This window comes from Flavobacterium flavipigmentatum (genome assembly GCF_020911905.1).
Classification (GTDB): domain Bacteria; phylum Bacteroidota; class Bacteroidia; order Flavobacteriales; family Flavobacteriaceae; genus Flavobacterium; species Flavobacterium flavipigmentatum.
In genome coordinates, this window is sequence record NZ_CP087133.1 from 71676 (window position 1) to 97394 (window position 25719).

General features: G+C 36.4%; 25 protein-coding genes. 9 read left to right on the forward strand and 16 right to left on the reverse strand.

Annotation, left to right across the window (positions count from 1 at the left end):
* Window positions 1–15: 15 nt before the first annotated feature.
* From LNP22_RS00360 to LNP22_RS00395, 8 genes are all read right to left on the reverse strand, one after another.
* On the reverse strand, window positions 16–192 hold the full coding sequence (locus LNP22_RS00360) for a DUF4266 domain-containing protein (protein ID WP_229976335.1): 177 nt from the start codon (window positions 190–192) through the stop codon (window positions 16–18).
* Between the two features lie 53 nt (window positions 193–245).
* A complete protein-coding gene (locus LNP22_RS00365; protein WP_229974805.1) occupies window positions 246–1139 on the reverse strand; it encodes an FAD:protein FMN transferase in 894 nt (297 codons plus the stop codon).
* 40 nt (window positions 1140–1179) lie between these two features.
* Window positions 1180–1614, reverse strand: coding sequence for a thioredoxin family protein (locus LNP22_RS00370; protein ID WP_229974806.1), 435 nt, complete (start codon window positions 1612–1614; stop codon window positions 1180–1182).
* Window positions 1615–1724: 110 nt separating this feature from the next.
* A complete protein-coding gene (locus LNP22_RS00375) occupies window positions 1725–2414 on the reverse strand; it encodes a VIT1/CCC1 transporter family protein (protein WP_229974807.1) in 690 nt (229 codons plus the stop codon).
* Between the two features lie 11 nt (window positions 2415–2425).
* Window positions 2426–2863, reverse strand: a complete 438-nt coding sequence (locus tag LNP22_RS00380) for a hypothetical protein (protein ID WP_229974808.1) — start codon at window positions 2861–2863, stop codon at window positions 2426–2428.
* Between the two features lie 28 nt (window positions 2864–2891).
* Entirely contained in the window at window positions 2892–4019 is a 1128-nt protein-coding gene (locus LNP22_RS00385; RefSeq protein WP_229974809.1) for an efflux RND transporter periplasmic adaptor subunit, read from the reverse strand.
* An 8-nt stretch (window positions 4020–4027) separates the two neighbouring features.
* The gene (locus tag LNP22_RS00390) at window positions 4028–8368 is read right to left on the reverse strand and encodes a CusA/CzcA family heavy metal efflux RND transporter (RefSeq protein ID WP_229974810.1); all 4341 of its coding nucleotides are present in this window, start codon (window positions 8366–8368) and stop codon (window positions 4028–4030) included.
* A 90-nt stretch (window positions 8369–8458) separates the two neighbouring features.
* Entirely contained in the window at window positions 8459–8755 is a 297-nt protein-coding gene (locus LNP22_RS00395; RefSeq protein ID WP_229974811.1) for a hypothetical protein, read from the reverse strand.
* 691 nt (window positions 8756–9446) lie between these two features.
* Between LNP22_RS00395 and LNP22_RS00400 the strand changes: the two genes are divergently transcribed.
* From LNP22_RS00400 to LNP22_RS00435, 8 genes are all read left to right on the forward strand, one after another.
* On the forward strand, window positions 9447–9947 hold the full coding sequence (locus LNP22_RS00400) for a tetratricopeptide repeat protein (RefSeq protein ID WP_229974812.1): 501 nt from the start codon (window positions 9447–9449) through the stop codon (window positions 9945–9947).
* Between the two features lie 136 nt (window positions 9948–10083).
* Complete coding sequence (locus tag LNP22_RS00405; protein ID WP_229974813.1) at window positions 10084–11043, forward strand: ion channel; 960 nt, start codon at window positions 10084–10086, stop codon at window positions 11041–11043.
* Window positions 11044–11117: 74 nt separating this feature from the next.
* Window positions 11118–12017 carry a MerR family transcriptional regulator gene (locus tag LNP22_RS00410; protein WP_229974814.1) on the forward strand — a complete coding sequence of 300 codons (900 nt, stop codon included), beginning with the start codon at window positions 11118–11120 and terminating at the stop codon, window positions 12015–12017.
* 38 nt (window positions 12018–12055) lie between these two features.
* Window positions 12056–13525 (forward strand): phytoene desaturase family protein, encoded by a 1470-nt coding sequence (locus LNP22_RS00415; protein ID WP_229974815.1) that lies wholly within the window; start codon window positions 12056–12058, stop codon window positions 13523–13525.
* Window positions 13526–13527: 2 nt separating this feature from the next.
* Complete coding sequence (locus LNP22_RS00420) at window positions 13528–14367, forward strand: phytoene/squalene synthase family protein (protein ID WP_229974816.1); 840 nt, start codon at window positions 13528–13530, stop codon at window positions 14365–14367.
* 39 nt (window positions 14368–14406) lie between these two features.
* Window positions 14407–14847, forward strand: a complete 441-nt coding sequence (locus tag LNP22_RS00425; protein ID WP_229974817.1) for a sterol desaturase family protein — start codon at window positions 14407–14409, stop codon at window positions 14845–14847.
* A gap of 149 nt (window positions 14848–14996) precedes the next feature.
* Complete coding sequence (locus LNP22_RS00430) at window positions 14997–15461, forward strand: SRPBCC family protein (protein WP_210666806.1); 465 nt, start codon at window positions 14997–14999, stop codon at window positions 15459–15461.
* Entirely contained in the window at window positions 15458–16753 is a 1296-nt protein-coding gene (locus LNP22_RS00435) for a cryptochrome/photolyase family protein (RefSeq protein WP_229976336.1), read from the forward strand. Before LNP22_RS00430 ends, LNP22_RS00435 begins: the two co-directional genes overlap by 4 nt.
* Window positions 16754–16943: 190 nt before the next feature.
* Here the strand turns inward: LNP22_RS00435 and LNP22_RS00440 are convergent, their stop codons facing one another.
* The 4 genes from LNP22_RS00440 to LNP22_RS00455 are packed head-to-tail and all read right to left on the reverse strand — an operon-like array spanning window position 16944 to window position 21045.
* Window positions 16944–18365 carry an SDR family oxidoreductase gene (locus tag LNP22_RS00440; RefSeq protein WP_229974818.1) on the reverse strand — a complete coding sequence of 474 codons (1422 nt, stop codon included), beginning with the start codon at window positions 18363–18365 and terminating at the stop codon, window positions 16944–16946.
* Between the two features lie 6 nt (window positions 18366–18371).
* Window positions 18372–19055: an SDR family NAD(P)-dependent oxidoreductase gene (locus LNP22_RS00445; protein WP_229974819.1), complete on the reverse strand. Its 684-nt coding sequence runs from the start codon at window positions 19053–19055 to the stop codon at window positions 18372–18374.
* A 26-nt stretch (window positions 19056–19081) separates the two neighbouring features.
* Entirely contained in the window at window positions 19082–20386 is a 1305-nt protein-coding gene (locus tag LNP22_RS00450; RefSeq protein WP_229974820.1) for an ABC1 kinase family protein, read from the reverse strand.
* Window positions 20386–21045, reverse strand: coding sequence for a TetR family transcriptional regulator C-terminal domain-containing protein (locus LNP22_RS00455; protein ID WP_210666810.1), 660 nt, complete (start codon window positions 21043–21045; stop codon window positions 20386–20388). Before LNP22_RS00455 ends, LNP22_RS00450 begins: the two co-directional genes overlap by 1 nt.
* Window positions 21046–21140: 95 nt before the next feature.
* Between LNP22_RS00455 and LNP22_RS00460 the strand changes: the two genes are divergently transcribed.
* Window positions 21141–22052 (forward strand): TIGR01777 family oxidoreductase, encoded by a 912-nt coding sequence (locus LNP22_RS00460; RefSeq protein WP_229974821.1) that lies wholly within the window; start codon window positions 21141–21143, stop codon window positions 22050–22052.
* Window positions 22053–22070: 18 nt separating this feature from the next.
* Here LNP22_RS00460 and LNP22_RS00465 read toward each other — a convergent pair whose 3' ends face one another.
* From LNP22_RS00465 to LNP22_RS00480, 4 genes are all read right to left on the reverse strand, one after another.
* On the reverse strand, window positions 22071–22652 hold the full coding sequence (locus LNP22_RS00465; protein WP_229974822.1) for a YceI family protein: 582 nt from the start codon (window positions 22650–22652) through the stop codon (window positions 22071–22073).
* Between the two features lie 732 nt (window positions 22653–23384).
* Window positions 23385–23933, reverse strand: coding sequence for an acyl-CoA thioesterase (locus LNP22_RS00470; RefSeq protein ID WP_210666814.1), 549 nt, complete (start codon window positions 23931–23933; stop codon window positions 23385–23387).
* A 6-nt stretch (window positions 23934–23939) separates the two neighbouring features.
* The gene (locus LNP22_RS00475) at window positions 23940–24305 is read right to left on the reverse strand and encodes a 6-phosphogluconate dehydrogenase (RefSeq protein WP_229974823.1); all 366 of its coding nucleotides are present in this window, start codon (window positions 24303–24305) and stop codon (window positions 23940–23942) included.
* A gap of 6 nt (window positions 24306–24311) precedes the next feature.
* Window positions 24312–25685, reverse strand: coding sequence for a DNA recombination protein RmuC (locus LNP22_RS00480; RefSeq protein WP_229974824.1), 1374 nt, complete (start codon window positions 25683–25685; stop codon window positions 24312–24314).
* Window positions 25686–25719: the final 34 nt, after the last annotated feature.

Here is a 25719-nt window from a genome sequence, read left to right on the forward strand (position 1 = left end):
TTTATCGAATAAGAATTAGTTGCAACCACAGCCACCGCCGCTTTTACCTGCATTTGCTCCGGAAGCGCCTTCACGGTAGGATTGAAAACTGAGTTCTGTTTTTTCGATTTTTCTGTTAGAAAGCACCATTTCAGAATCGTTAATTTTGCCTTTTTGGTATTCTTTTACCGAAGTGCAAGAAGTAAGCAACATGCCTGTAAAAACAATGCTACATAAGAATGCGATTTTTTTTTGCTTTGGCTTTTTCATTTTAAATTTATGTTTTTAGACGTATAAATTTTATTGTTGTCGTCAATGATAATACAATATAAATCGGGTATCTGATCTATTAAATACAATCCCGCTTTGATGCCCATAACAGCTATTGGAGTTGCCATTGCATCTGCAAATTCTGCATTTGAAGCGATAATAGTAACACTTTTAATGCCTGTAATAGGTAAGCCTGTTTTTGGATCTATGGTATGCGAATATTTTTTGCCTTGAATGGTCACGAACTTTTCATAATTTCCAGAAGTAGCGACTGCTTTATTAGATATTTCCATATACGAAAATGCCGCATTTGGAGCATCTGGATCTGCTACGCCAATCGTCCATTTTTTGCCATTAGGCTGCATTCCCCAAGCCGAAAGGTCACCACTAGCATTAATGATTCCGCTTTCAACATGATTTTCAAGTAAGGTTTGTTTCGCCATTTCGGCGGCATATCCCTTTCCTATTCCTCCAAAACCAATACGCATTCCTTTTTCTTTCAGAAATACAGTTGTGTTATCTTTGTCAAGGATAATGTTTCGGTAATCAATAAGATGTACCATTTTTAAAGCCGTTTCTGCATCAGGAAGCCGGGTCATGGATTGATCAAAATTCCAAAGACTTTTGTCTATACTACCATAAGAAATATCAAAAGCACCTTGAGTAATTCTCGATATACCGAGGCATCTTTCGATAAGATTAAAAACTTCTGCATCAACTTTTACAGGCCCAATACCAGCATTTTGGTTAATCAGATTGGTTTGACTATCCTCCTTGTATGTCGTCAGGAGTTTTTCAATTCGCCTGATTTCTTCAATAGCAAGCTGAATATTCTCATTGCCTATCTTCTCATTTTGAGCCACAACTGTAATCGTAAAGTTGTTTCCCATGAGTTTCAGGGATTGCGAATATTTTTGTTTTTTCTGTATGTTATTTTCTACTATCACAGATTGCTTTTATTTCGGCAGTCCACTCTTCTGGACTGGTTTCTGGTTTTCCATTCCAGGTTTTGATTACTTTGCCATCGGCATCAAGAAGCAACGTGAGCGGAAAACTTCCTTCTTTGTTGTATCTCTCGGCTAAATCCTCATTGCGTTTTACTTGCTCAGGAGTACCGATATTTTTCTTTTTTCTGGGGAAATCAGCATTCACTAAAATTAAATTTTTATCTGCCATGTCCGAGAAAACAGAACTTTCAAGATAATCCCTTCGCAATACAATACAGGGGCCGCACCAGTCCGAACCAGAAAAGTTCAGCAAGATTAATTCATTTTTTTCCTTTGCCTTTTTTTTGGCATTATTAAAGTCGGGTTCCCAATTAATAGGAAGCACTGTAAAAAAAAGGAATAATGCAATTAGTTTCATTTTGTAGATTGTTTTTAGATACTTACGAAATAACGAATAGTAAATAGGTTTATTTTTTTTATTTGCTTAAGATTCGATTAATTTTTAAAATAAGCTTAATTCATTCATTTTTAACCAGTTTGAACACCAAAAAGATAACCAACAAGAGCCGACATCGCCATTGCAAAAGTGCCCCAAATGCAAATACGGATTATCGCTTTTAAAACATTTGAACCACCAGCTTTGGCGGCTAACATTCCCGAAAAGGCCAAAAAGAGTATCGAAAATCCGTATTGGTAAAAAACCATTTCTTTTATAGGGGCAAAAATGGCTACCATAAGCGGCAATAAACCTCCTATTACAAATGAAACCGCCGAAGCAAAAGCAGCAGTTAACGGATAAGCCTGGGTGATTTCATTGATTCCTAATTCATCTCTTGCATGCGCCCCAAGCGCATCAAAAGAAGTAAGTTCTTTGGCAACCTGTTGGGCTAGTTCTTTGTTTAATCCTCGCTTAACGTAAATTTGAGCCAATTCTTCAAGTTCGGATTTTGGAACCGTTTCGAGTTCCATTTTTTCACGTTTCAAATCTGCTTTTTCTACATCAGCCTGAGAACTTACCGAAACATATTCGCCAGCCGCCATCGAGAGTGCTCCAGCCACCAAACCTGCTACCGATGCCAATAAAATAGGCTCTCTAGTAACACTTGCTGCTGCAACTCCAATGGCTAAACTGGTTGTGGATAAAATTCCGTCGTTGGCTCCTAAAACGGCTGCCCTGAGCCAGCCGCTTCTGTTGATATAATGATTTTCATTTTCCATAATTCTACCGTTTATCTAATTTCAGAATGTCTGATTTCACCACCAGTTGTACCCGTTTGTTGTGCAAAGAATAAAACTATAAATGAGCAGACAATCACGGCGTAAGCAACATAATTTGAATACGATTTTCCTTTCCAGTTGCTCCACAATGCTAGTACAGAGATTATGCCCAATACATACGATAAAAGAGCCAGCAATTCTGCTTTTTCTTCATGTTCATGAATTATACTTTTAGAAATTCCATCCATTTGTTCTACAACTTCTTCGGCCCCTTCTCCTGTTGCCATAGCTGCAAAAGCTGTCAGTGCACCAAATATAAAGATGCAATAAGCTGTTCTTTTTATAATTTCAGACTTTACAATAAATCCGCCGATGATGACCATCAAACCTACAATTGGGAGAATAATAGGCAAGTGATTCAATACTAAGTGATAATGCGCTTCGTTCATACTATTTTTTTTAAAAATTGTTATTATTTTATTCTTCTTTATTCTTCATTTTCATCAAAAGAGTATAAGCTCCATTGGTAACTATTTTTTTGTTTTTAAGTTTTTTAGGGTTTAAAATTTCTAAATACCCATTTTCTTTTTCACCTGTGGTAACTTCTGTTATTTCGTACTGGTGCTTACCTGATTCTACAAAGACATACTCTTTATTTTCAAAATTTACAATACTTAATTCTGGTAATGCATTGGCAAGACCAGCTGTGGTCTCAATTTCAGCATTCATATACATTCCCGGCAAAAGGTATTTGTCATATTTTGAAAAATGGCAATGAACCTCTGTATTTCCTGTAGCATTAATGTCTTTATTAATTAATATAATGGTGCATTCATACTTTTTGTTAGGTGCCGCATTACTGTACGCTATTACTCTTTGTCCGATGGCGAGCTGTGCAATGTTCTTATCAAAAACAGTAAGATTTAAATGAATGTCGCTTGGATCTATAAGTTCGAACATTACTTCGCCAGGAGTGATATATTTGCCAATATTGATATTAACCTTACTCACAAAACCTGTTACAGCGCTCAAAATCAAGATACTTTTAGAGATTTTATTTGCCGATAAATTATTCGGATTGACATTAATCAGTTTCAGTTTTTCTGATAAAGCATTGACCGTTATATGAAGATTACTCACCTCAGATTCGGCTAGTTGTGTAACCTTGTCGCTACTGGCTTTGGTCTGGTTAAGATCTTTTTGACGTGCAAATTCGAGCTCTGCAAAATGCAGTTTAGATTTTGCTAGGAGAAAATCCTGCTGCAACTGTACATACTGCTGATCCTGCAAAGTAGCAATAACTTCTCCTTTTTTTACATGCATACCCGGTAAGAGCTTACTGTTTATTAAATATCCTCCCATAGGAGCATTTACAGATACTAAATTCTGCGGCGGCACATCTATTTTTCCATTCAGTTTTATGGTGGTAGAGATGTTTTTTTCTGTTAGTTCTTCAGTTGATATTCCTGCATTTTTGAACTGTGCATCCGTAAGTGTGACACTATTTTCGTTAGCCGGTTTTTGTTCTATTTCCTGATTCTCTGTTGTGTTTTTACATGCGCTTACAACAAATAGCATGCTTAAAAACAATAATATATTTTTCATCTAATGTATTAATTTGAAGTGATAAAGTTAAGTTCGATACTGCTCTCATTTAATAATCGTACAGCTTCTAAATAATTATTTTGAATACTAATTGCCTGATTGACTACCATTACAAAATCCAGAAAATTAATTTCGCCATTGCTAAATTGCCTGCTGGCTGTCTCTTTAATCAAAGTGGCATTTTTTAAACCTGTATCTTCAAAATACTGTGTTACCTCGCTATTGCTTTTATAAGTAGCCATTAATTGTTTGTAGCGTGTTTGTAAAATTTGCCTTTGCATTTCGTACTGGTTTTCTGCAATACTTTCGCCTACCTTAGACGCTTTTATTTTAGCACTTTGGCTTCCTGTAAAAATAGGTATGCCTAATCCTGCCTGTATCGAGCTAAAGCGATTGCTCGCATCATAATAATTATTATCGGGTCCCATACCTCTAAAACTATTATTAAAATAACCTATCGTAAGGTCAGGCCAATATTTGGATTTCTCCAATTCTGTTTGTGCTATGGCATTACTTTTCTGCTGTTGCGAAAGTTTTAAAAGCATATTGTTATCAATTCCTCCATTCATCAGAAGAAGTGGATATTTTAAACTTTTTTCCGAAGGTATCACGGAAACTTGCGAGTTTAAAAGTATTTGCAGTTCCAGTAAATTAGCTTGTATTTCCTGCTGCAATTGCATCAATTGTATGGTAATTGCACTGCGCTGATTTTCGGCAGTTGTTTTTTCCAGAATATTACTTTCGCCTTTTTGCAAACGAAGGTTTGCTTTTGCATAAAAATCACTAAATAGGGTATCGGCTTGTTGCAGTAGTTTTTCTTTTTCTTTAAAATATAAAAAAGTATAAAACGCATTTGTTACCGCTTTTTTAGTTTCCAGTTCTTTTAACGAAGTATTCAATTCTGACGTTTTCCACTGTTCAGATAAAAGCTGTTTTTGCTTTTTGTAAATAGTAGGAAAAGCAATGGTTTGCGAAATACCAAATCGGGTATCATTGTAGGCACTATTTATTTGTCCTGCTTCTGCAAAAACGGTTGCTTTCGGAATATCAGCAGCCGATTTTATAAGTGCTTGAGCATAGGCTGTTTTCAGTCTTTCGTTTTTAATGGTATTATTTTGCTCTGTTGCCATTTTTAAGGCGGTCTCCAAACTTATTTTTTCCTGTGCATGAGCACCAGAAAGTACAGAAAAGAAAACCACTACAACTGCTAATTTTTGTGTTAGATTCTTTGTTTTAAATCCTTTTTCGAACAAAATATAAAGCAAAGGCAATACAAACAAAGTTAGAAAGGTCGCCACCAGCAAACCACCTATTACTACTGTTGCCAGAGGGCGTTGTACTTCTGCACCAGCACCGTTGCTAAGTGCCATTGGTAAAAACCCTAAAGAAGCGACAAATGCAGTCATTAATACAGGGCGAAGTCTTGATTTTGTACCTGTTAAAACAATTTGAACCAGATTTTTCATGCCATTATTTTTAAGTCGGTTAAATTCCGCTATTAATACAATTCCGTTTAAAACGGCTACACCAAATAAGGCAATAAAACCTACTCCGGCGCTAATGCTAAAAGGCATACCACGCAGAGCAAGAAAAAATATCCCTCCAATAGCAGAGAGCGGAATTGCAGTATAAATAAGCAACCCATGTTTTACGGAGTTGAAAGCAAAAAACAGTAAAATAAAAATTAAGATCAGCGAAACAGGTACGGCAATCATAAGACGATCTTTGGCTTGATTTAAATTTTCAAAAGCACCACCGTAAGTAACATAATAACCTGTTGGTAGCTTTAATTGTTTCTCTACTTTGGCTTGCAGCTCCTTCACGATGCTTTGTACATCTCTGTCTTTTACGTTAAAACCCACCACGATTCTGCGTTTTGTATCTTCACGCTGTATTTGGTTAGGGCCGTTCTTAATTTCTACGGTAGCCAGTTGCGACAAAGGAACCTGACTGCCGCCTGGTGTAGGAATTAGAAGATTTTGAATATCATCGATATCTTTTCTTTCAGTGGCATTTAAGCGTACGACCAAATCAAATCTTTTTTCCTGCTCAAAAACCAATCCCGTACTTTGTCCTGCAAAAGCAGTATTTATCACCTTATTGATGTCGGCTATTGACAAACGATGTTGCGCAATTGCAGGTCGGTTGTAGGCTATAATTACTTGCGGCATACCTGCAATGGGTTCTATAAATAAATTTGCCGTTCCGTCTACTGTGGTAATAATTTTACCTAATTTACTTGCTGTAACAGCCAGTGTATCGAGATTCTCTCCGAATATTTTAAGAACAACATCCTGTCTTGCTCCGGTCATCAACTCATTAAAACGCATTTGTACCGGAAATTGAAATCCAGTAGTAATTCCGGGCACATCTTCGAGAGCTTTGCTCATCTTTGCCGACAATTCATTAAAAGTTGTAGCAGAAGTCCATTCTTTTTTATCTTTCAAAATCACCATCATATCGCTGGCTTCCATTGGCATCGGATCTGTAGGCACTTCTCCACTCCCAATTTTCGTGACAACTTTTAATACTTCAGGAAACTGACTTTTTAAAATATGCGCTGCTTTTTGCGTACTTTCTATAGTTGTATTAAGATTACTACCCGTAAGCACTCGAGTATCAACAGCAAAATCTCCCTCTTCAAGTGCCGGAATAAATTCCCCTCCGAGCGAAGTAAGCGTAATCACGGCCAAGACAAAAAGAAGTACAACGGTACCCAAAACGGCTTTAGGAAAACGAAGCACTTTTTTTAAGGTGTGCTGATAGCCATTTTCAAGATATTTCATCACTCGATCGGATGCATTTTCTTTATGGACCGTTTTTTTACTTAGAAAAAAAGCACTCATCATCGGAATATAAGTCAGAGATAAAATAAAAGCGCCAAGCAGAGCAAAAGCGACTGTTTGTGCCATTGGTTTAAACATCTTACCTTCGATACCTTGTAAAGTAAAAATTGGCAGATACACTATTAATATTATTATTTGCCCAAAAACGGCGCTATTCATCATTTTACTTGCCGAGCTTGTAACAGTTTTATCCATTTGTCCGGAAGTTAGAGAAGCGTGTTCCTTATGTTGTTTGGTACTCGAAAGCTGATGCATAATGGCTTCTACAATTATCACAGCTCCATCTACAATTAAACCAAAATCCAAAGCTCCGAGACTCATCAGATTGCCGCTTACGCCAAAAAGATTCATCATACAAATTGCAAACAACATGGCCAGCGGAATTACCGATGCCACGAGCAATCCAGCCCTGAAATTACCCAGAAATAACACCAGAACAAACACCACAATTAAGGCCCCTTCGAGCAAGTTTTTTTCGACTGTGCCAATGGCATTATTGACCATTTTTGTTCTGTCAAGAAACGGTTCAATTTCTACACCATCAGGTAATGTTTTTTGTATCTGGGCAATTTTTTCTTTTACATCCTTAATGACTTGGCTACTGTTGGCTCCTTTTAACATCATTACAATTGCGCCGGAAACCTCACCCTCGTCATTGTAACACATGGCGCCGTAACGTGTTGCAAAACCCGTTTTTACCTCAGCTACATCTCTTATAAATAAAGGAAGATCGCTGTCTTTATTCTGGATAGCAATGTTTTCTATATCTTCAACGTTTCCGATGAGACCTTCGCTGCGAATGTAGAGTACGGTTGGTCCTTTTTCTATATAAGAACCCCCTGTATTCTGATTGTTATTTTGAACAGCCGTAAAAACATCGTTAATCGTTAAACCGTAAGCATGCAATTTATCGGGGCTGATGCTGATTTCGTATTGCTTTAGCTTACCGCCAAAACTACTTACCTCAGCAACGCCTTTTACACCAAGAAGTTGTCGTCTGACGATCCAGTCCTGAATCGTTCTTAATTCGGTTACATCAAATTTTTGCTCAAACCCTTTTTTAGGTTTCACCACATATTGATAAATTTCGCCAAGACCTGTAGATATAGGCCCTAAGGTAGGCGTTCCAATGCCTTGCGGAATCTCATTTTGTACCTGCTGCAATCGTTCTGCAACTTGTTGTCGTGCCCAATAAATATCAATATCATCATCAAATACAATCGTTACGAGCGACAATCCAAATCTGGAAAAGCTGCGAATTTCCTTCATTCCCGAAATATTGCTGTTGGCCTGTTCTATGGGAAAAGTGACCAATCGCTCGATATCAGTCGCGCCAAATGAAGGTGCTATTGTAATAATCTGGACCTGATTGTTGGTTATATCAGGGACAGCATCAATAGGCAATCGGGTGGCTTGGTAGGTGCCATAGCCCATCAGGGCAATTATAAAAAGCCCTACGATGAGTTTATTCCTTACGGAAAACTCAATTATTTTAGTTAACATACTTTTATGTGTTAATCGTGATTATAAAAAGTAAAGCATAGCACAAAACACGCAATTTGTTGCGAAAATTTGTAAGCTATAAAAAAACGATTAACAATTTCTGGGAGGTTGCCAGATAGAAGAAAGAAAAGTTGAGGAATACAAAAAGGAATATGAATATAGATTCTCCTTTTTATATTTATAGTTTATTTTTTGTATTGTTTTAAATTCTTGTAATAATGGATAAAAGGCAATACAACAAATATTAGTATGTGATTTAAAAGGAAGTTTCATGTCTTTTTCATAATCGTCATCAAAAACATCTTGACCTTGATAATGAAGACGTAAAAAACCCAAAATAGTTAGTTTACTGTTTTTTTCCTTGTGCTCCACAAAATGTTCTACCATCAGCGGCACTTTTAATAATTCACCTAACTGTGTTATTGACAGCAGGTAAACAGATAAAAACAATATGGATAAATATTTTTTCACATAACAAATATAGCTAATATTCTTATAATATCTTTCGTGATTTGCTGTTTAGAAGTGTTGTAAATAATACTTAATTTACAGCAATGTCTTTCTTTAAATCTTTTTAAAATATGATTCCAGAGACACACATGTAGTAATTAAAAGCATCAACATCCAATACAATCAAAATGAGCAGAGTAAGTCATGGAAGCAAAAACTTGCTATCATCCCTAAAGTCTTATTATAAAAGTTTCTAATTTATAATTTCATAAATCAATTAAAGGGTCAATGTCGAAAAAAACAAACGATATGATTGATATTTTTTTTAGACTTTAACTGCAGCGACTTAAAAGACTTAAATATAAAGCAAGTAAACTCTAATAAAGTATCTAGTAGTCTTTTTTATACTAACTTGCAAAAATAGATATCATAGTCATTTATATAAGTTGGCGTTTTTTTTTAAAGGCTCACTATAAATTTTATCTAATAAAAAAAATCTTCAACAGGATACATTTCAAAATACATTAGATTCTTTAATTAATATTTCACAAAAGAAGTTCTCTGACAAAACAAATCTTTACTATATTCGTTTTAGAATTAAACAACCTAACCCCAAATTAGATTTTTTATGAAACAGATCTTACTATCATTATTATTCCTGATCTCCGGCTCTTGTTGGGCACAATCAGCAACCGGCTATTTTGACAAAGCCATGAAAAAAGCCGAAGCAGGCAACACAAAAGGCGCCATCGACGACTACACCCGAGCCATTAAAATGAATTCTAAATTTGGAGAAGCATATCAAAACAGAGGTGTCGCCAGACTAAAACTCAATGATCTAAAAGGCGCTCTTGAAGATTTTAGCAAAGCAATCGAATTGGACACCATGAATACAGATGCTTTTACAGGAAGAGCCAACGTCAATTATAAATTGATGAATTATCGCGAAGCAATTGATGATTGCTCTGCATGTCTGGAAATGAATCCGAGAGATTATGTGGCCTACAACTTGCGTGGTTTGGCATATAATAAAACTGGAGACAAAAAAAATGCCTGTAAAGATTTTTCTAAAGCAATAGAATTGGGCAGCCAAAGCGCTATAAAAAACAGAGCAACTTTCTGCAAATAGCACTCAAAATCAATTATAAAACAAAGCAATCTACAAAAGAAATTTTATAAATTGCTTTGTTTTTTTTATTGTGGTTTAGTGGTATTCTTTTGTTTGAAAGATATTCATACATTTGCGAAGTAACTTTCAATTTTCAATGGAACTTCTTAAAAAAGCCAATAATAAAGCGCAAACAGACAAAAACTCGGGCTTTGGAACCAATGCCAATAGCTACGGTGGAAGATTTGTCAACAAAAACGGCACTCCAAATATCGAAAAAAGAGGCATGCATTTTTTACACCGCATTAGCTGGTACCATACCATGATTGAGATGCCCAACTGGAAGTTTATGCTCATCTTATTTAGTTTTTATATTTCGATAAATTTTGTTTTTGCTGTAATCTATTACGCCATCGGAATTGAGCATCTGGATGGAATCGCAAAATCGGGAAGTGAATGGACGCAATTTGGACAAGCTTACTTTTTTAGTGCCCAAACATTTACTACAGTTGGTTACGGACACATCAGCCCAACAGGTTTCCTGACAAGTGCTTTGTCAGCGGCAGAGGCATTAATTGGGTTACTGAGTTTTGCCATCGCCACAGGTTTATTTTTTGGGAGATTTAGCAAACCCACAGCCTTTTTAAAATTCTCGCACAATGCGTTAATTTCGCCTTATGGAGAAGGAAAAGCATTAATGATTCGGTTAGTTCCTTTTAAAAATACCAATTTTACAGATGCAAAAGCCAATATTACTTTAGGAATGAGCGTAGAGGAAGACGGAAAAAGAACCAACGCTTTTTATACTTTAGATCTGGAATTAAATAGCATTAATGCGCTTTCGTTAAGCTGGACTTTGGTTCATCCTATAACAGAAAGCAGCCCGTTGTACAACTTTACTGAAGAAGATTTTAAAGAAACTCATGGCGAAATACTGGTATTCATCACCACTTTTGATGACATGTTTAGCAATACCGTTGCAGCTCGAACTTCGTATACTTTTGAAGAAATTATCTACGGAGCAAAATTTGAGACCATGTATAACAGAAGCAAAGATGGCTCAAAAACGATTTTGCATCTGGACAAACTTAACCATTACAACTCAGTAAACCTTTAGTCACCTATCATTTTAGTCTGGTTTTATTTTTTTTATCAAATTTTATTCTACATTTGTTTATCAAATTACAAAGAATGATAAACAATATCAAAACTGTTTTCAGTATAAAAGACCTCGAAAACTTATCTGGCATTAAAGCACACACTATTCGCATCTGGGAAAAAAGATACAATATCCTTGAGCCTATGCGAACGGACACCAATATTAGACTTTATAATTTAAAAAATTTACAGAAATTATTAAACATTACATTACTGCATCAGTATGGTTATAAAATTTCAAAAATTGCTACTTATTCAGAAGAAAAAATTCAACAATTAATTCGAGAAATCATTTCGAAAAAAAATTCTCAGAATTTCGCTATAAACTCTTTCAAGATGGCTATGATGAATTTTGATCAGGAAATCTTCTTCAATACATTTGATTGGCTAATTTCAGAAAAAACATTCAAAGAGGTTTTCAAAGATCATTTTCTTCCTTTATTAAAAGAATTGGGCTTATTATGGCAGTCCGAAACCATCACACCTGCCAATGAACACTTTATGAGCCATTTAATTAAGCAAAAAATAATCATTCATACCGAAAGTTTACAAATTCTGAAACCAACCAAAACAGACAAAGTATTTGTGCTTTCGTTGCCACTTAACGAAATACATGAGATAGGCCTGTTATACCTGCAATACGAAATTCTGCTTCAAGGTTATAAAACCGTTTATTTAGGCGAAAGCATGCCGATAGAAAATCTAGAAGACCTGACCAAACATTTTGAGAACATCACCTTTGTTTCCTTTATGACCATCCAGCCCGATCGCAATATTATCAACCAATATGTAAAAACGATGGAAGAAAAACTACTTAAAGGCAATAACGAAATTTGGCTTATGGGAAGCATGACAGAACATATAGATCGTGACAATTTATCAGAGAAAATTCGAATATTCAGTTCTATGGATGAAACAATTAATCAAATTTAATTTTTTTTGTTTTAAGTTTTTGTATATTTGTTAAACAAATGACAAAGACAATAGCAATAATAGGATCTGGTTTCTCTTCTCTCGCAGCCTCATGTTACTTGGCGCAGCAAGGGCATAAAGTAACTGTTTATGAGAAAAACGAAACCATTGGCGGAAGAGCCCGTCAATTAAAACAAGAAGGTTTTACCTTTGATATGGGGCCAAGCTGGTACTGGATGCCAGATGTCTTCGAACGGTTTTTTAATGATTTTGATAAAAAATCTGCCGATTATTATGAACTCATTAAGCTAAATCCTGCATACAGGGTTTATTTTGGCGTAAATGATTTCGTAAGTATTTTTGACAACCTCGAAGAAATCAAAACTACTTTTGAAAGTATTGAAAAAGGAAGTGGCAAAAAACTGGAAAACTTTATCAATCAAGCCAAAAGCAATTATGATGTTGCGATAAAAGATTTGGTCTACCGACCGGGTGTTTCTCCGCTGGAGTTAATAACACCTGAAACGGCATTAAAATTAAATCAGTTTTTTGGCACCGTTAGTAATGATATTAGAAAGAAGTTCAAAAATCAGAGATTAATTCAAATTCTAGAATTTCCGGTACTTTTTTTAGGCGCTAAACCAACCAAAACGCCATCCTTTTACAATTTTATGAATTACGCTGATTTTGGTTTGGGTACATGGCATCCTAAAACCGGAATGTTTGACGTCGTACGAGGCATGGAAAAACTCGCTACTGAATTGGGCGTTACCATCAAAACCAACTCGGTAATCGAAAAAATAATCGTCGAGCAAAAAACAGCCACAGCTATTGTAATTGAAGGAAAAGTAATAAAAGCTGATATTATTTTGAGTGGAGCCGATTATCACCATTCCGAAACTTTACTGGACGCCGAACATCGCAATTATTCTGAAAAATACTGGGACAGTCGTGTTTTCGCCCCTTCGTCTTTACTCTTTTATGTAGGTTTTGATAAAAAAATAGAGAATATTAGTCATCATGCTTTATTTTTTGATGTCGATTTTGATCAGCACGCTTCCGATATTTACGATAAGCCAAAGTGGCCTGAAGCTCCTTTGTTTTATGCCAACTTTCCGTCAAAAACAGATACAACTGCCGCACCTGACGGAATGGAAAGCGGGTTTTTCCTCATTCCTTTGGCTCCCGGGATTGAAGATTCTGAAGAGTTAAGAGAAGAATATTTTGACAAAATAATTACTCGTTTTGAGGAACTTACGCAGCAAAAGATAAAAAATAATATTATATTTAAGAAATCATTTTGCAAAAACGATTTTGTGGCAGACTATAATGCGTACAAAGGAAATGCGTACGGCATGGCAAATACGCTTTTGCAAACTGCTTTTCTGCGACCAAAATTAAAGAGCAAAAAAGTAAAAAATTTATATTTTACAGGACAATTAACCGTGCCTGGACCTGGTGTTCCTCCTGCTTTAATTTCAGGAAAATTAGTAGCTGAATTAATTAAGAAATCAATCAGAACTCAATAAAAATGAAATCATTATTTGACACTGTTTCCTTTAAATGTAGCAAGTTGGTAACCAAAACCTACAGTACTTCCTTTTCTTTGGCGGTAAAAATGCTGTCGCCAACTATTCGCGACGCCATTTATAGTATATATGGATTTGTGCGTTTTGCAGACGAAATTGTAGACTCTTTTCATGGTTATGATAAAGAAATTTTAATCGAAGATTTTGAAAAAGAGTATTACAAAGCAATCGAATTGAATATTAGCCTTAACCCTATTCTCAATTCATTCCAGCATACTGTAAGACAATACAATATCACAGATGATCTTATTCAGGCTTTTCTAAAAAGCATGAAATTAGACCTCATCAAATCGACTTACAGCTCCAAATCCGAGTACGAAGACTATATTTATGGCTCTGCCGATGTGGTAGGATTAATGTGCCTTAAAGTATTTGTAGACGGAAATGAAGAGAAATATCAGCAGCTTAAAAGCGAAGCCATGCGATTGGGTTCGGCCTTTCAAAAAGTAAATTTTCTGAGAGATTTAAAAGATGATAATCTCGTTTTAAACCGAAATTATTTCCCGGGAGTTGACCTAAAAACATTTGATGAAAATGCCAAAACGGCCATCATCGCCGAAATCGAAGAAGATTTCAGAGTCGCTTACGAAGGTATCGTAAAATTGCCTATGGAAGCCAAATTTGGCGTTTACACAGCGTATGTTTATTATCAAAAACTATTAAAAAAACTCAAAAATACGCCGTATTACGAAATTGGAAACTCCAGAATCAGGGTTTCAAATTACACAAAAGCAGGACTTTTAGCACAATCTTTCGTAACTTATAAACTCAAATTAGTTTAATATTTCAATCACAATTTTAACAATTCAACACATACCAAAATGATTTCTTTTTTAATATTTCTAGGTGTTTTTCTCTTTATGGAATGTGTAACTTGGCTCACACACAAGTACATCATGCACGGTCTTATGTGGTATTTTCACGCCGATCATCATCAGCCAAAATACGCAAATACCTTCGAGCGCAACGACATTTTCTTTGTCATTTTTGCCATTCCCAGCATCACCCTGTTTTATTTTGGTGTCATCGGCGGCTTCAATTATTTATTTTTTATTGCCTGTGGCATCACGGCCTACGGATTTTGCTACTTTATGATTCACGATGTATTGATTCATCAAAGGTTTAAATGGTTCAAAAACACCAAAAACAAATACCTCATCGGTTTGCGAAAAGCGCACAAAATACACCATAAACACCTCGGTAAAGAAGACGGAGAATGTTTCGGGATGTTGTTTGTTCCTTTCAAATATTACAAAATGTAGCACTATTTGGGCGTTCCCTAAAGGTCGGGCTATTCGTTCCCGCTTTTTATGGCAGGCAAAAAAGCCCGCCATAAAAGAGCTCCACTACTATCCCTAACGCACAATGCTTTTCAAAACAATTATTGATCACAAAATAACTTTCAGGAACAATGAAAATTTATAAAATAGAAACAGTTCAGCACCTCAATACCACAATAGAAGAATGTTGGAATTTTTTCTCAAGCCCTAGAAACCTCGAAACGATAACACCAGACACTATGGGTTTCGAAATTCAGGATTACGACAATAAACAAATGTATCCAGGACAAGTTATAACTTACACCTTAAAACCGCTATTGGGCATCAAGATTTCATGGATGACCATCATCACTACTTCCAAAACAAACGAATACTTTGTAGACGAGCAACGTTTTGGCCCTTATGCATTATGGCACCACAAACACTTTTTTGAAGCTACGGATACTGGAGTAAAAATGACCGATGTTGTACACTACGCCTTGCCTTTAGGATTTTTAGGCCGCATTATGAACACACTTATGGTACGAGAAAAAATAAAAACCATTTTTGCTTACCGTTACAATAAAATCGAAGAATTGTTCAACTCAAAAAAATAATGAAACAAAAAGTTAACTTCTTCTGGTTCCGACGTGATTTGCGCCTGGATGACAACACCGCTTTATTTCACGCCCTGCAATCTGATTTACCTGTCATTCCTGTGTTTATTTTTGATGATGCAATTCTAGAAAGACTTCCTCAAAACGATGCGAGGGTGAGTTTTATCTATGATTCTCTTCAAAAAATAAATGAAGAACTTGCCAAAGTGCAAGCCTCAATTTTGATAAAAAAAGGTAAAACTGCCGAAGTTTGGAAATCGCTGGTAGAAGAATTTGACATTCAGAACGTATTCTTCAATAAAGATTATGAGCCTTATGCCATCAAACGTGATGTGGACATTTCTGCTTTATTAAAAGAAAACAATGTTGGCTCTTTTGCCTTTAAAGATCATGTTATTTTTGAAGAAAAAGAAATCAGCAAATCAGATGGGTTGCCTTATACCATCTACACGCCTTACAAAAACAAATGGCTGGAACAATATCGTATTTTGGGAAGCGTTGCCGAAAATGATACGCAGCCTTTTTTTGCAAATTTTGCTAAAAACCACTATTTATTTCCACAACTTTCAGACATTGGTTTTGAAAGAAGCTCAATAAAAGTTATTCCTCATAACCTGAGTCAGATTGCTAATTATAAAGAAACACGCGATTTTCCGGCCTTAGACAGTACTTCGTATTTGTCTCCGCATTTACGTTTTGGAACAGTAAGTGTCCGAAAATTAGTCAATTGGGCCAACCGCAAAAACCAAACCTTTTTGAGTGAATTGATCTGGAGAGAGTTTTTTATTCAGATCCTTTATAGCTTTCCACATGTGGCCAATCGCAACTTCAAATCGGCGTATGACGGTATTGAGTGGCAAAATAACGAAGACGATTTTAAGCGCTGGTGCTCAGGAACTACAGGCTACCCGATGGTCGATGCAGGTATGCGTCAGTTAAACAAAACGGGTTATATGCACAATCGTGTGCGTATGGTCGTGGCCAGCTTTTTATGCAAACATTTGCTCATCGACTGGCAATGGGGAGAAGCTTATTTTGCTGAAAAATTATTAGATTTCGAATTAGCATCGAATGTAGGAAACTGGCAGTGGGCAGCGGGAACAGGTTGTGATGCGGCACCTTATTTTAGAGTTTTTAATCCAGAAATTCAGTTGAAGAAATTTGACGAAAAAGGAATTTACATTCGCAAATGGATTCCGGAATTTTCTTTAGGCTACAACAAACCCATGATTGATCATGCTTTTGCCAGAGAGCGAGCTATTGCAACATACAAAGCAGGAATTTTAAAGTAAACTCTAATTTTTTACGCAGAATTCATTGCGAAGAACGAAGCAATCTCATTAACAAGAATATAGTGCATGAGATTGCTTCGTTCCTCGCAATGCCTTATGAAAACTAAAGCCATAGCCCTGATAGGAGCGGTATCCTTTTGTTTTTTTCTTTAAAAAACAAAAGATACAAGCGGATAGCAGGAAATAGCTCCTACTCTTTTATCAATTTATTAAGCATTCCGTTGAAAATAAAACCGTGAAATGGCAGCACTGAATACCAATACAATTTTCCTAAAAAACCTTTTGGCCTAAAGGTTGCAGCCTGATACAGCGTGTTGTGAATGATTTTGAATTCGAGCCACGCTTCGCCCGGCAGTTTCATTTCGGCATACAAAATCAATTTGCCTTCTTCTTTATTGGCGTACAAAACACGCCAAAAGTCCAGCGCATCACCAGAATAAATTTGGTTTTTGTGGGTGCGACCGCGACGAGAGCCGACTCCACCAAAAAGCTTGTCAATAAATCCGCGTAAACTCCACAGCCAATCACCGTAATACCAACCATTTTCTCCACCTATGGCCCAAATTTTATTGATCGTATATTCGAGGTTTACGATTTCTTTTTTTCTCCTGTCAATAAAACAATCCTTTTTCGGAATCTTTAAATAGCCAGAAATATTGCTTTTAAAGCGACCGCTTACCAGAGAATCTTTCCAACTCGAAGCCACTTTATCTTCGTCTACTTTCTGCAAAGCGCGGGAAAGTGCCTCTTTGTACGTCATAGGAGTGACGTTTAGCAATTTGTTGATATGCTGATTGCTGCAAACAACTTCCACTTTCATGCTGCTTACCAGCGCCGAAGCCAGTTTATAAGACGTTGAAGTAACAAAATACAACCAATATGACGACAGTTTTGGCGTCATGACCGGAACGGTAAAAATGTATCGCTTGAGGCGTTTTGCTTCTGCAAAGCCCAATAACATCTCTTTGTAGGTAAGAATATCAGGCCCGCCAATGTCAAAATTTTGATGGTACGTTGCTGGGTTTAGTAATGCTTTAGAAAGAAACTCCAAAACATCGTTTATAGCAATGGGCTGGCATTTGGTATTGAGCCATTTGGGCGTAATCATGACCGGAAGTTTGTTGACCAAATCTCTGATAATCTCAAAAGAAGCACTACCTGAACCCACAATAATTCCAGCTCTCAAAGTCGTTAATGGTACCGTGGATTGCGACAAAATAGTTTCGACATTTTTGCGGGATGACAAATGTTTAGAAAGCGATTTATCGTTTACAATTCCGCTTAAATAAACGATTTGTTGCGCCTGAGTCTGATTTATTTTTTCTATGAAATTGGCTGCCGACTGACTCTCTAATTCGTCATAATTCGTATCTGGACCAGACATTGAATGAATAAGGTAGAAAGCAGCATCAATAGCTTCAGGAATCGCTTTTAATGAATCTTTTTCTAAAAAATCGACCTCGATAACTTCTAAATTCTGCTGAAAATCTTCGGGTATATAAAACCTGTTTTTATCTCTAACACAACAGATTACATGATGTCCCTGCGCCACTAAAATCGGCAAAAGACGTTTACCTATATAACCTGTTGCACCTGTTAAGAGAATTTTCATACTGGTTTACATTTTAAAAGTTACCAAACCATAATCCATTTCGAAAATCTGACCCGAAATAGATTTTGCCTTTTCAGAGATTAAAAAATCAACCATACCGGCCACCTCATCGGGTTTTAAATAACTTTTCATCGGGTGACGTTCTACCATATTTTCTTTCATACGGTCGTTTCTTAAAATAGAAGCCGCAAGCGATGTTTCTGTAATAGTCGGCGCAATGGCATTAATACGAACAAAAGAAGCCAGCTCTGCCCCTAACGACTTTACCAAACCTTCTATCCCAGCCTTTGCCGTTGCAATACTTGCATGAAAAGGCATTCCTAATTTTACAGCCACGGTGCTAAATAAAACAATAGAAGGCTCGTTCCCGTTTTTTAAAGCAGGCAAATATTTCTGAATTGCTTTTACAGCGCCAATCACATTGATTTCAAAATCATTTCTAAAATCATCAACACTTAATCTGGCAATAGGTTTTAGATTAATAGAACCAGGGCAATAAATCAAAGCATCGATGTTTTCTATATCCGGAAGATCATCCTGCAAAATATCCAAACCATAATGAGTAAGGTTTGGATGCGAAAGATCTGGAGCGCTCCTGCTAATATTATATACCTTATTTGTCTCTAATTGCTGCAATAAAACGGCACTTCCGATGCCTTTACTTCCGCCAATAACTACAATATTCCTCATTGTTTCTTCTTTTTTTGTAAAAAATATTAATATTTTAAAAAGTTAGTTACTACAATTTTCGCTTTCAGATCAAACATAAGATTATACAGTCCGAAGAAAGTTCTGTTCATGTATATAAAATGTTTTGAACCACGATTTCCATTCATTTTTTTAAGGTTGGTATCGTTTGAAAAACGTTCCCCTAATTTTGCGATGCTTTCAAAAAAAGTCTCGTCTGAAAAATCAAAAGTTTCTTCCTGAAAAGGTTTGGTAAAAAGAGATAGCAAATCGTGAAACATTTCGGTAAAATAATCAATTTCTGCAGGAGAATCATCCGGGCGAAGAATCTCTAGTTCGAATAATTTTTGATTGAAAAGCTTCGGATCTGTAATTACATTTTTATTGATTAACTCAAAATACGGGACATAAAAATCTTCCGGAATTTGTTTCATGCATCCAAAATCAAGGGCAATCAGATTATTTTGATCGTCTACCAAAAAATTCCCCGGATGCGGATCTGCGTGTACTTTTTTCAGCACATGAATTTGATACATATAAAAGTCCCAAAGTGCCTGACCTATTTTGTCCCCAACAATACGGTCGGTATTTTTGGCTGTAAATTCAGAAAGATGAATTCCGGTCATCCAATCCATCGTGATGATTTTTTCTGACGAAAACTCCGGATAATAATTAGGAAAAAGCATGTTCTCTATTTTCCCACAGGCCGCAACCACTTCCTGACTTTGCTTTAGCTCAAGCAAGTAATTGGTTTCCTCAATCAATTTATCTTCTACTTCTTTAAAATACTTATCAGAATCTTTGCCTTGAAGGTTAAACATACGGATGGCAATTGGTTTTACCAAAGCTAAGTCTGATGAAATACTATTGGCAACACCGGGATACTGAATTTTTACGGCTAATTTTTTACCCTCTTTCACCGCCAGATGTACCTGCCCAATACTGGCCGCATTGACAGAATTGGCATTAAATTCGTCAAAAACCTCATAAGGTGTTTTGCCAAAATTGTTTTTAAACGTTTTTAAAACCAATGGTGCCGAAAGTGGCGGCACAGAAAACTGAGACAAAGAAAATTTCTCTACGTAGGCTTGTGGCAAAAAGTTTTTATCCATGCTCAACATTTGAGCTACTTTTAAGGCGCTTCCTTTCAGGCTTTTTAGTCCGTCGTAAATGTCTTCTGCATTATTCTCGTTGAGTTTATCACGCGTCAGGTCAGAATTGACCATTTTTTCGGCATAATGTTTAATGTAGTTCACGCCAACTTTGGCTCCTGTTTGAACCAATTTACTGGCTCTTTCTATTTTTGAGGTGGGTATATAATCTATTGTTTTCATTATTTGCTGTATATTTTTTCTTTAAATAAAAATTTTCCTAAGTCAATAAGATGATTGATCGGTGCGATATTCATCAATTCAAATGAAGCATTCACAGACTTTTCGATAAAAATATCTGTTTTCTCGAAGGCAGGAGAAACATCATCCATCCAAAATTTAATTGTTAACATCAGTTGTATCCAAGCAGATTCCTGAAGTGATTTTTCCTGGAATTTCTGAAGCCTTTCCTGCTCGATTCTATAATCATCCGTTAGAATTTCGGCAACATATTCTTTAAAACTTTCGCGAAGAGCGCTCAACTGCTTTAAATTCTTGATTGGATTTGAATCGTTTTTTAATGCTAAAAGCACAAAACTTCTATTGGCTGTCAATATTTCGAAAAAAGTAAAGTAAAAACTCAACATTTTATTTTTCATGTCATAGTCCTGATAATCTGTGTTTTTATGCAATAAATCAATTGTATTGACTAAAAACAATTTGAAAATTTCTTTTTCTAATCCTTCTAAAGTTCCAAAAAAGGCATAAAATTCTGCCTCCGAAAAATCTTTTCCCTTCACAAATTGAAAAACCGATTTTAGCTTTTCTCCCTTCTCCAAAACATCATTCATGTACATTGAAACAATATCCTCTTTTGTCAGAATCTTTTTTTTAGCTGCCATTTTTATAAAATTTAAAATTTGCTATAAAGATACAAAATGTTTAAGTATATTTACATTTTGTTAAACAAAACAATTTGTTAAATATTCCAAAAGATATGGCTAAAAATGTTTTAATTACCGGAGGTACTGGTTTTATTGGCAAATACCTCACCGATGTCTTGATTGCCAACGGCTACACAGTATCTATTTTAAGTCGTTCTGAAAGAAAAAACACTTCGAAAACCTTCTACTACAAATGGAATGTAGATCTCGGGTACATCGAAGAGGAAGCCATTCTCAAAGCAGATTACATTATTCATCTTGCCGGTGAAGGCATTGTAGAAAAAAGATGGTCTGCTCGACGAAAAAAAGCCATTTTAGATAGTCGTGTGCGCCCAATTGAGCTCATTGCTTCTATTTTAAAAAAACATAATAAACCATTAGATGCTTTTGTTTCTGCATCTGCAATTGGTATTTATGGTGCGATTACCAACGATACAATCTGTACCGAGACCTCCCCTGCGGCCGATGACTTTTTGGGACATACTTGCCAGGAATGGGAAAAAGCTGTCGATATTATTAGTGCTTTGGGTATACGTACCGCAAAAATCAGAACTGGAATTGTTTTGGGCAGAAACGAAGGTTTTTTAGAAAAAATACAGCCAAGCTTCAAATTAGGATTGGGTTCTGTTCTAGGAACCGGAAAACAATATCTACCCTGGATTCATATCGAGGATTTGTGCAAAATATACCTAAAAACCATCCAGGATCAACAAACGAGTGGTGCCTACAACGCTGCAGTTACTGATGACACAACCAACCAAAGCTTTTCAAAAACATTTGCCAGACTATTGGGGTACTCTATTTGGTTGCCTAAAGTTCCCGTATTTTTATTGAAAATCATTTTGGGCGAAATGAGTCTTGCCATTCTGGAAGGTCAGCGAGTTTCTTCTGAAAAAATAGAAAAAACAGGTTTTCAGTTTGAATTTACCGACCTAAAAACCGCATTATCAAGTTGCTTATCGTAATTTGTTTTTCCTGTATTATTATTTATTAGCTACTGCAACTGGGTTAGAGTGAAAACCTTCTCCCTGCAGGATGCCGATTATGTCTGTATTGACCGTTTTTGAGATTTTGTTCGCAATCATGTACGGAATATCAATATCAAAATCGTCTACCATAATCTGAAAATTTGATACAATCTGAATACCTCCGCCAATTTTTTTGAGAAATGCGTTTACTACAATTTCTTTTGATTTTCCGTGCAGGTATAATTTTCCTGCAATTTTATACTCTTTATCGAGTTCATCGATATCATTAAGATCAAATTTTACTATTTTACCTTTAAAAACCGCTTTAGGATAGCGATGACTTTCTATATAATTTTCGTTAAAATGTTCTTCCATAAGTTCCATTTTAAAATGAAAATCTCTCATAACGAGCACACATGTGAGCGAGCCTGTCTTTGGGTCCAACACAATCTTCCCCTGCTTATTTACTGCTTTTACTTCTTCAAAAAAAGGAACCGATGCTTCAAAGTTTACGATTGCTGTGGTGGTTTTAAATTTTCCTTGCGCAAGCGTTGAAAAAGCAGTAAAAAGTAACATAATTAATGTAGTTTTTTTCATAATCGTAAGTATTTAAACAATTATGTCAAGCGATTTTTTTATTTAAAGAAGGAAAAAAAGAAATTAATTCAACAAAAAAAAAATCGGATGGCAGTACTCCGTAACTATTATCCTGTAACCAAATGATCATACTTAAAGTTACGCAATTTAATGGCAGTTAGTTGTTTGCAGTATGCTAAAAATTTGTGAAATGTTTTTGGGAGGTAAAAATGTGAAAGGTGAGATGTTTTTTAATTGTGAGTTATTGGCTTTGAATGTCTGCCCTCTGGAGTAGGTAATGAAGTAGCACTCTATTTTATGGGTAATAAATGTGAAGTTTTACGTAAGAGACGTGAAATTTGGCGTCAAGGACGTGAAATTTGACATCAGGAACGTGAAATTTGGCGTCAGAGACGTGAAATTTGACGTCGGGGATGTGAAATTTGACGTCAGGGACGTGAAGTTTGGCGTCATGGACGTGAAATTTGACGTGTAAAGCTCGAAAATAAACTTCTGTTTGAAGATTGTAACCTGAAAAAGCTCTTCTTCTGGTGTGGTTTTGCGTGAGGGATAGCAGCAAGCTACCGAAGTAGCGCGAATAGCCCGACAGCATCCCGATAAGAGGGCGTATAGGCGCACAGTACTATAGCCCTCTTATTGGGATGGTGGCACGCCCAACAAAAAGTGCTGCATTTTTAAGCGATTGAAGAGTTGCGTTTTTTATTATTTATGTTGGGATAAATTGCCGAAATACTAATTGATTTCCAGAAGCACATTGTACTGATCGAGACTCGCCAGATCTTCAATAGAATTGACATTGGTGCGCTTTGCGTGTTCTTCGACTTCTTTCTTGGCCTGAATTTGTTTGATGCATTTTCTGAAGCGGCGCACCTCGTCAAGATTGGATAAAATAAGCCCCGGAACCTGTACACTTTTGCCTTCTTTGTCTTTGGCAACCATTGTAAAATAAGAGGAATTACAATGTTTTATGGCGCCGGTCTGGATGTTTTCGGCTTCTACTCGAATGCCTACAATCATGGAACTTCTCCCGACATAATTGACCGAAGCTTTCATGGTTACCAACTCGCCGACTTCTATGGGTTTTAAAAAATTGACGGTATCGACAGAGGCTGTTACGCAGTAATTTCCGCAAAACTTTGAGGCACAGGCAAAGGCAATCTGATCGAGCAATTGCAAGACGTATCCTCCGTGGATTTTGCCGCTAAAATTGGTGTGTGACGGCAGCATTAATTCTGAGATACTAATTTTTGAGGAAGAAACGGGTTTGAAATCTGAAGTCATATTCTATTATTTATATTTAAATGGGGAACTTTCTTTTTCTACGGCTGTAACATAAAACCGAGATTCTCCCCACCAGCTAAACGTTTTATAGCGCTCTTCGTAGGTAAGTTTTACATATTGCCCCTGAAATTTGTTGAGGTCGTCTACTACTTTTTGATCTGTGTCGAGAACAGAGAACCTGAAAATCTGAGAGCCTGAAACCCCTTGACTCAGCTCGCCTTCCCATGTTTTCATCAGCACGCCTTTATGGCTCATTCGGAACAATTCGCCAGAGCGATACCCTTCGCTATAAGGCACATAATAAACAAATGCAAAATAAACCGCAGCAACAAACAGACCCGCAGCGACACTAATTATGATAAACTTTTTCATCTTATTCTAATTTAAAGATTGATTTTCCTCGGCATTATTAGCTCTGGCGATAATATTTTCGGGAAGCGATTTTTTGGCTTTTGCCCCCATTTTTTTTAATTTTTCTACACTTGATATTAAGTTTCCTCTTCCGTCAACAAGTTTGCTCATGGCGCTTTCGTATTCGGTTTTGGTATCTTTAATTTTGTTTCCTATTCTAACCAGATCGGCTACAAAACCTTCAAACTTATCGTATAAGGCACCCGCCTGACGTGCAATTTCAAAGGCATTTTCCTGCTGTTTTTGGTTGGTCCACATACTATCAATCGTGCGCAAAGTAGCCAATAAAGTAGTCGGCGTTACGATAACAATATTGCGATCAAAGGCTTTGTTGTATAAAGAGGAATCTTGGTTGAGCGCAATCGCAAAAGCAGGTTCGATCGGAATAAAAAGTAAAACAAAATCGGGGCTCTCTATTTGATACAAATCGTGATAATTTTTGCTGCCGAGTTGCTCGACATGCCTTTTTATCGAGTTGACATGCTCTTTTAAAAAATCGATTTTTAAAATCTCCGATTCTTCGTTTGTCCATCTTTCGTAGGCCGTTAGCGAGACTTTAGAATCTACAATCATCTTTTTCCCGTCCGGCAAATTGATTACCACATCAGGAAATACGCGACTTCCTTTGGCATTGGTAAAACTTTGCTGGACTTCGTACTCACGTCCTTTTTCTAAACCTGATTTTTCTAAAACGCGCTCCAGAACCAGCTCTCCCCAATTGCCCTGCATTTTGCTGTCGCCTTTTAAAGCTTTGGTTAAGTTTAAGGTTTCTTTGCTCATTTGCGCATTCATCTCACTCAAACCCAAAATTTGTTGGCGCAATGCCGCATGATAATCGATACTCTCTTTATGGGTTTGCTCTACCTTTTGCTCAAAACCTTGAATTTTATCCTGCAAAGGCAACAAAATGTTCTTCATGTTTTCGCTATTCTGCTCTGTAAACTTAGCCGATTTTTCTTCGAGTATCTTATTGGCCAGATTTTCAAATTCTTTGGTAAATTTTTCCTGCAACTCTGTTATCTCTGCTTTTTGTTCTTTGTGGCGCTCCCATAAATTCTCAAAATCTACTTCTTTTTTAGAAAGCTGAATGGCCAGACTGTCTTTTTCTGTTCGAATGTTTTCTTTTTCGAAATTTAGCTGCGAAAAATTTTTATCGAAATTGTTCCTTTCTTGTTCCAGTTGTTCTTTTAAGGCCTGCAATTGAAAGTTTGCGGCATTTAATCTTTCATCCAAACTCACTTTCTCGGATTGAAAACGAGCTGAAAACAGCAATTTACCCAAGTAAATCCCTAAAAATAATGCTATTATAAAAGCTACGAAAAGCGGAATCTGTTGCAACATATCACAGTTAATTTAGAGTAAAAGTACGCCATAA

Bases quoted from the DNA above. Each gene is read 5' to 3' on its own strand.
- LNP22_RS00360 (WP_229976335.1), bottom strand. From the start codon at position 192: ATGTTGCTTACTTCTTGCACTTCGGTAAAAGAATACCAAAAAGGCAAA.
- LNP22_RS00365 (WP_229974805.1), bottom strand. From the start codon at position 1,139: ATGGGAAACAACTTTACGATTACAGTTGTGGCTCAAAATGAGAAGATA.
- LNP22_RS00370 (WP_229974806.1), bottom strand. From the start codon at position 1,614: ATGAAACTAATTGCATTATTCCTTTTTTTTACAGTGCTTCCTATTAAT.
- LNP22_RS00375 (WP_229974807.1), bottom strand. From the start codon at position 2,414: ATGGAAAATGAAAATCATTATATCAACAGAAGCGGCTGGCTCAGGGCA.
- LNP22_RS00380 (WP_229974808.1), bottom strand. From the start codon at position 2,863: ATGAACGAAGCGCATTATCACTTAGTATTGAATCACTTGCCTATTATT.
- LNP22_RS00385 (WP_229974809.1), bottom strand. From the start codon at position 4,019: ATGAAAAATATATTATTGTTTTTAAGCATGCTATTTGTTGTAAGCGCA.
- LNP22_RS00390 (WP_229974810.1), bottom strand. From the start codon at position 8,368: ATGTTAACTAAAATAATTGAGTTTTCCGTAAGGAATAAACTCATCGTA.
- LNP22_RS00395 (WP_229974811.1), bottom strand. From the start codon at position 8,755: ATGGTAGAACATTTTGTGGAGCACAAGGAAAAAAACAGTAAACTAACT.
- LNP22_RS00400 (WP_229974812.1), top strand. From the start codon at position 9,447: ATGAAACAGATCTTACTATCATTATTATTCCTGATCTCCGGCTCTTGT.
- LNP22_RS00405 (WP_229974813.1), top strand. From the start codon at position 10,084: ATGGAACTTCTTAAAAAAGCCAATAATAAAGCGCAAACAGACAAAAAC.
- LNP22_RS00410 (WP_229974814.1), top strand. From the start codon at position 11,118: ATGATAAACAATATCAAAACTGTTTTCAGTATAAAAGACCTCGAAAAC.
- LNP22_RS00415 (WP_229974815.1), top strand. From the start codon at position 12,056: ATGACAAAGACAATAGCAATAATAGGATCTGGTTTCTCTTCTCTCGCA.
- LNP22_RS00420 (WP_229974816.1), top strand. From the start codon at position 13,528: ATGAAATCATTATTTGACACTGTTTCCTTTAAATGTAGCAAGTTGGTA.
- LNP22_RS00425 (WP_229974817.1), top strand. From the start codon at position 14,407: ATGATTTCTTTTTTAATATTTCTAGGTGTTTTTCTCTTTATGGAATGT.
- LNP22_RS00430 (WP_210666806.1), top strand. From the start codon at position 14,997: ATGAAAATTTATAAAATAGAAACAGTTCAGCACCTCAATACCACAATA.
- LNP22_RS00440 (WP_229974818.1), bottom strand. From the start codon at position 18,365: ATGAAAATTCTCTTAACAGGTGCAACAGGTTATATAGGTAAACGTCTT.
- LNP22_RS00445 (WP_229974819.1), bottom strand. From the start codon at position 19,055: ATGAGGAATATTGTAGTTATTGGCGGAAGTAAAGGCATCGGAAGTGCC.
- LNP22_RS00450 (WP_229974820.1), bottom strand. From the start codon at position 20,386: ATGAAAACAATAGATTATATACCCACCTCAAAAATAGAAAGAGCCAGT.
- LNP22_RS00455 (WP_210666810.1), bottom strand. From the start codon at position 21,045: ATGGCAGCTAAAAAAAAGATTCTGACAAAAGAGGATATTGTTTCAATG.
- LNP22_RS00460 (WP_229974821.1), top strand. From the start codon at position 21,141: ATGGCTAAAAATGTTTTAATTACCGGAGGTACTGGTTTTATTGGCAAA.
- LNP22_RS00465 (WP_229974822.1), bottom strand. From the start codon at position 22,652: ATGAAAAAAACTACATTAATTATGTTACTTTTTACTGCTTTTTCAACG.
- LNP22_RS00470 (WP_210666814.1), bottom strand. From the start codon at position 23,933: ATGACTTCAGATTTCAAACCCGTTTCTTCCTCAAAAATTAGTATCTCA.
- LNP22_RS00475 (WP_229974823.1), bottom strand. From the start codon at position 24,305: ATGAAAAAGTTTATCATAATTAGTGTCGCTGCGGGTCTGTTTGTTGCT.
- LNP22_RS00480 (WP_229974824.1), bottom strand. From the start codon at position 25,685: ATGTTGCAACAGATTCCGCTTTTCGTAGCTTTTATAATAGCATTATTT.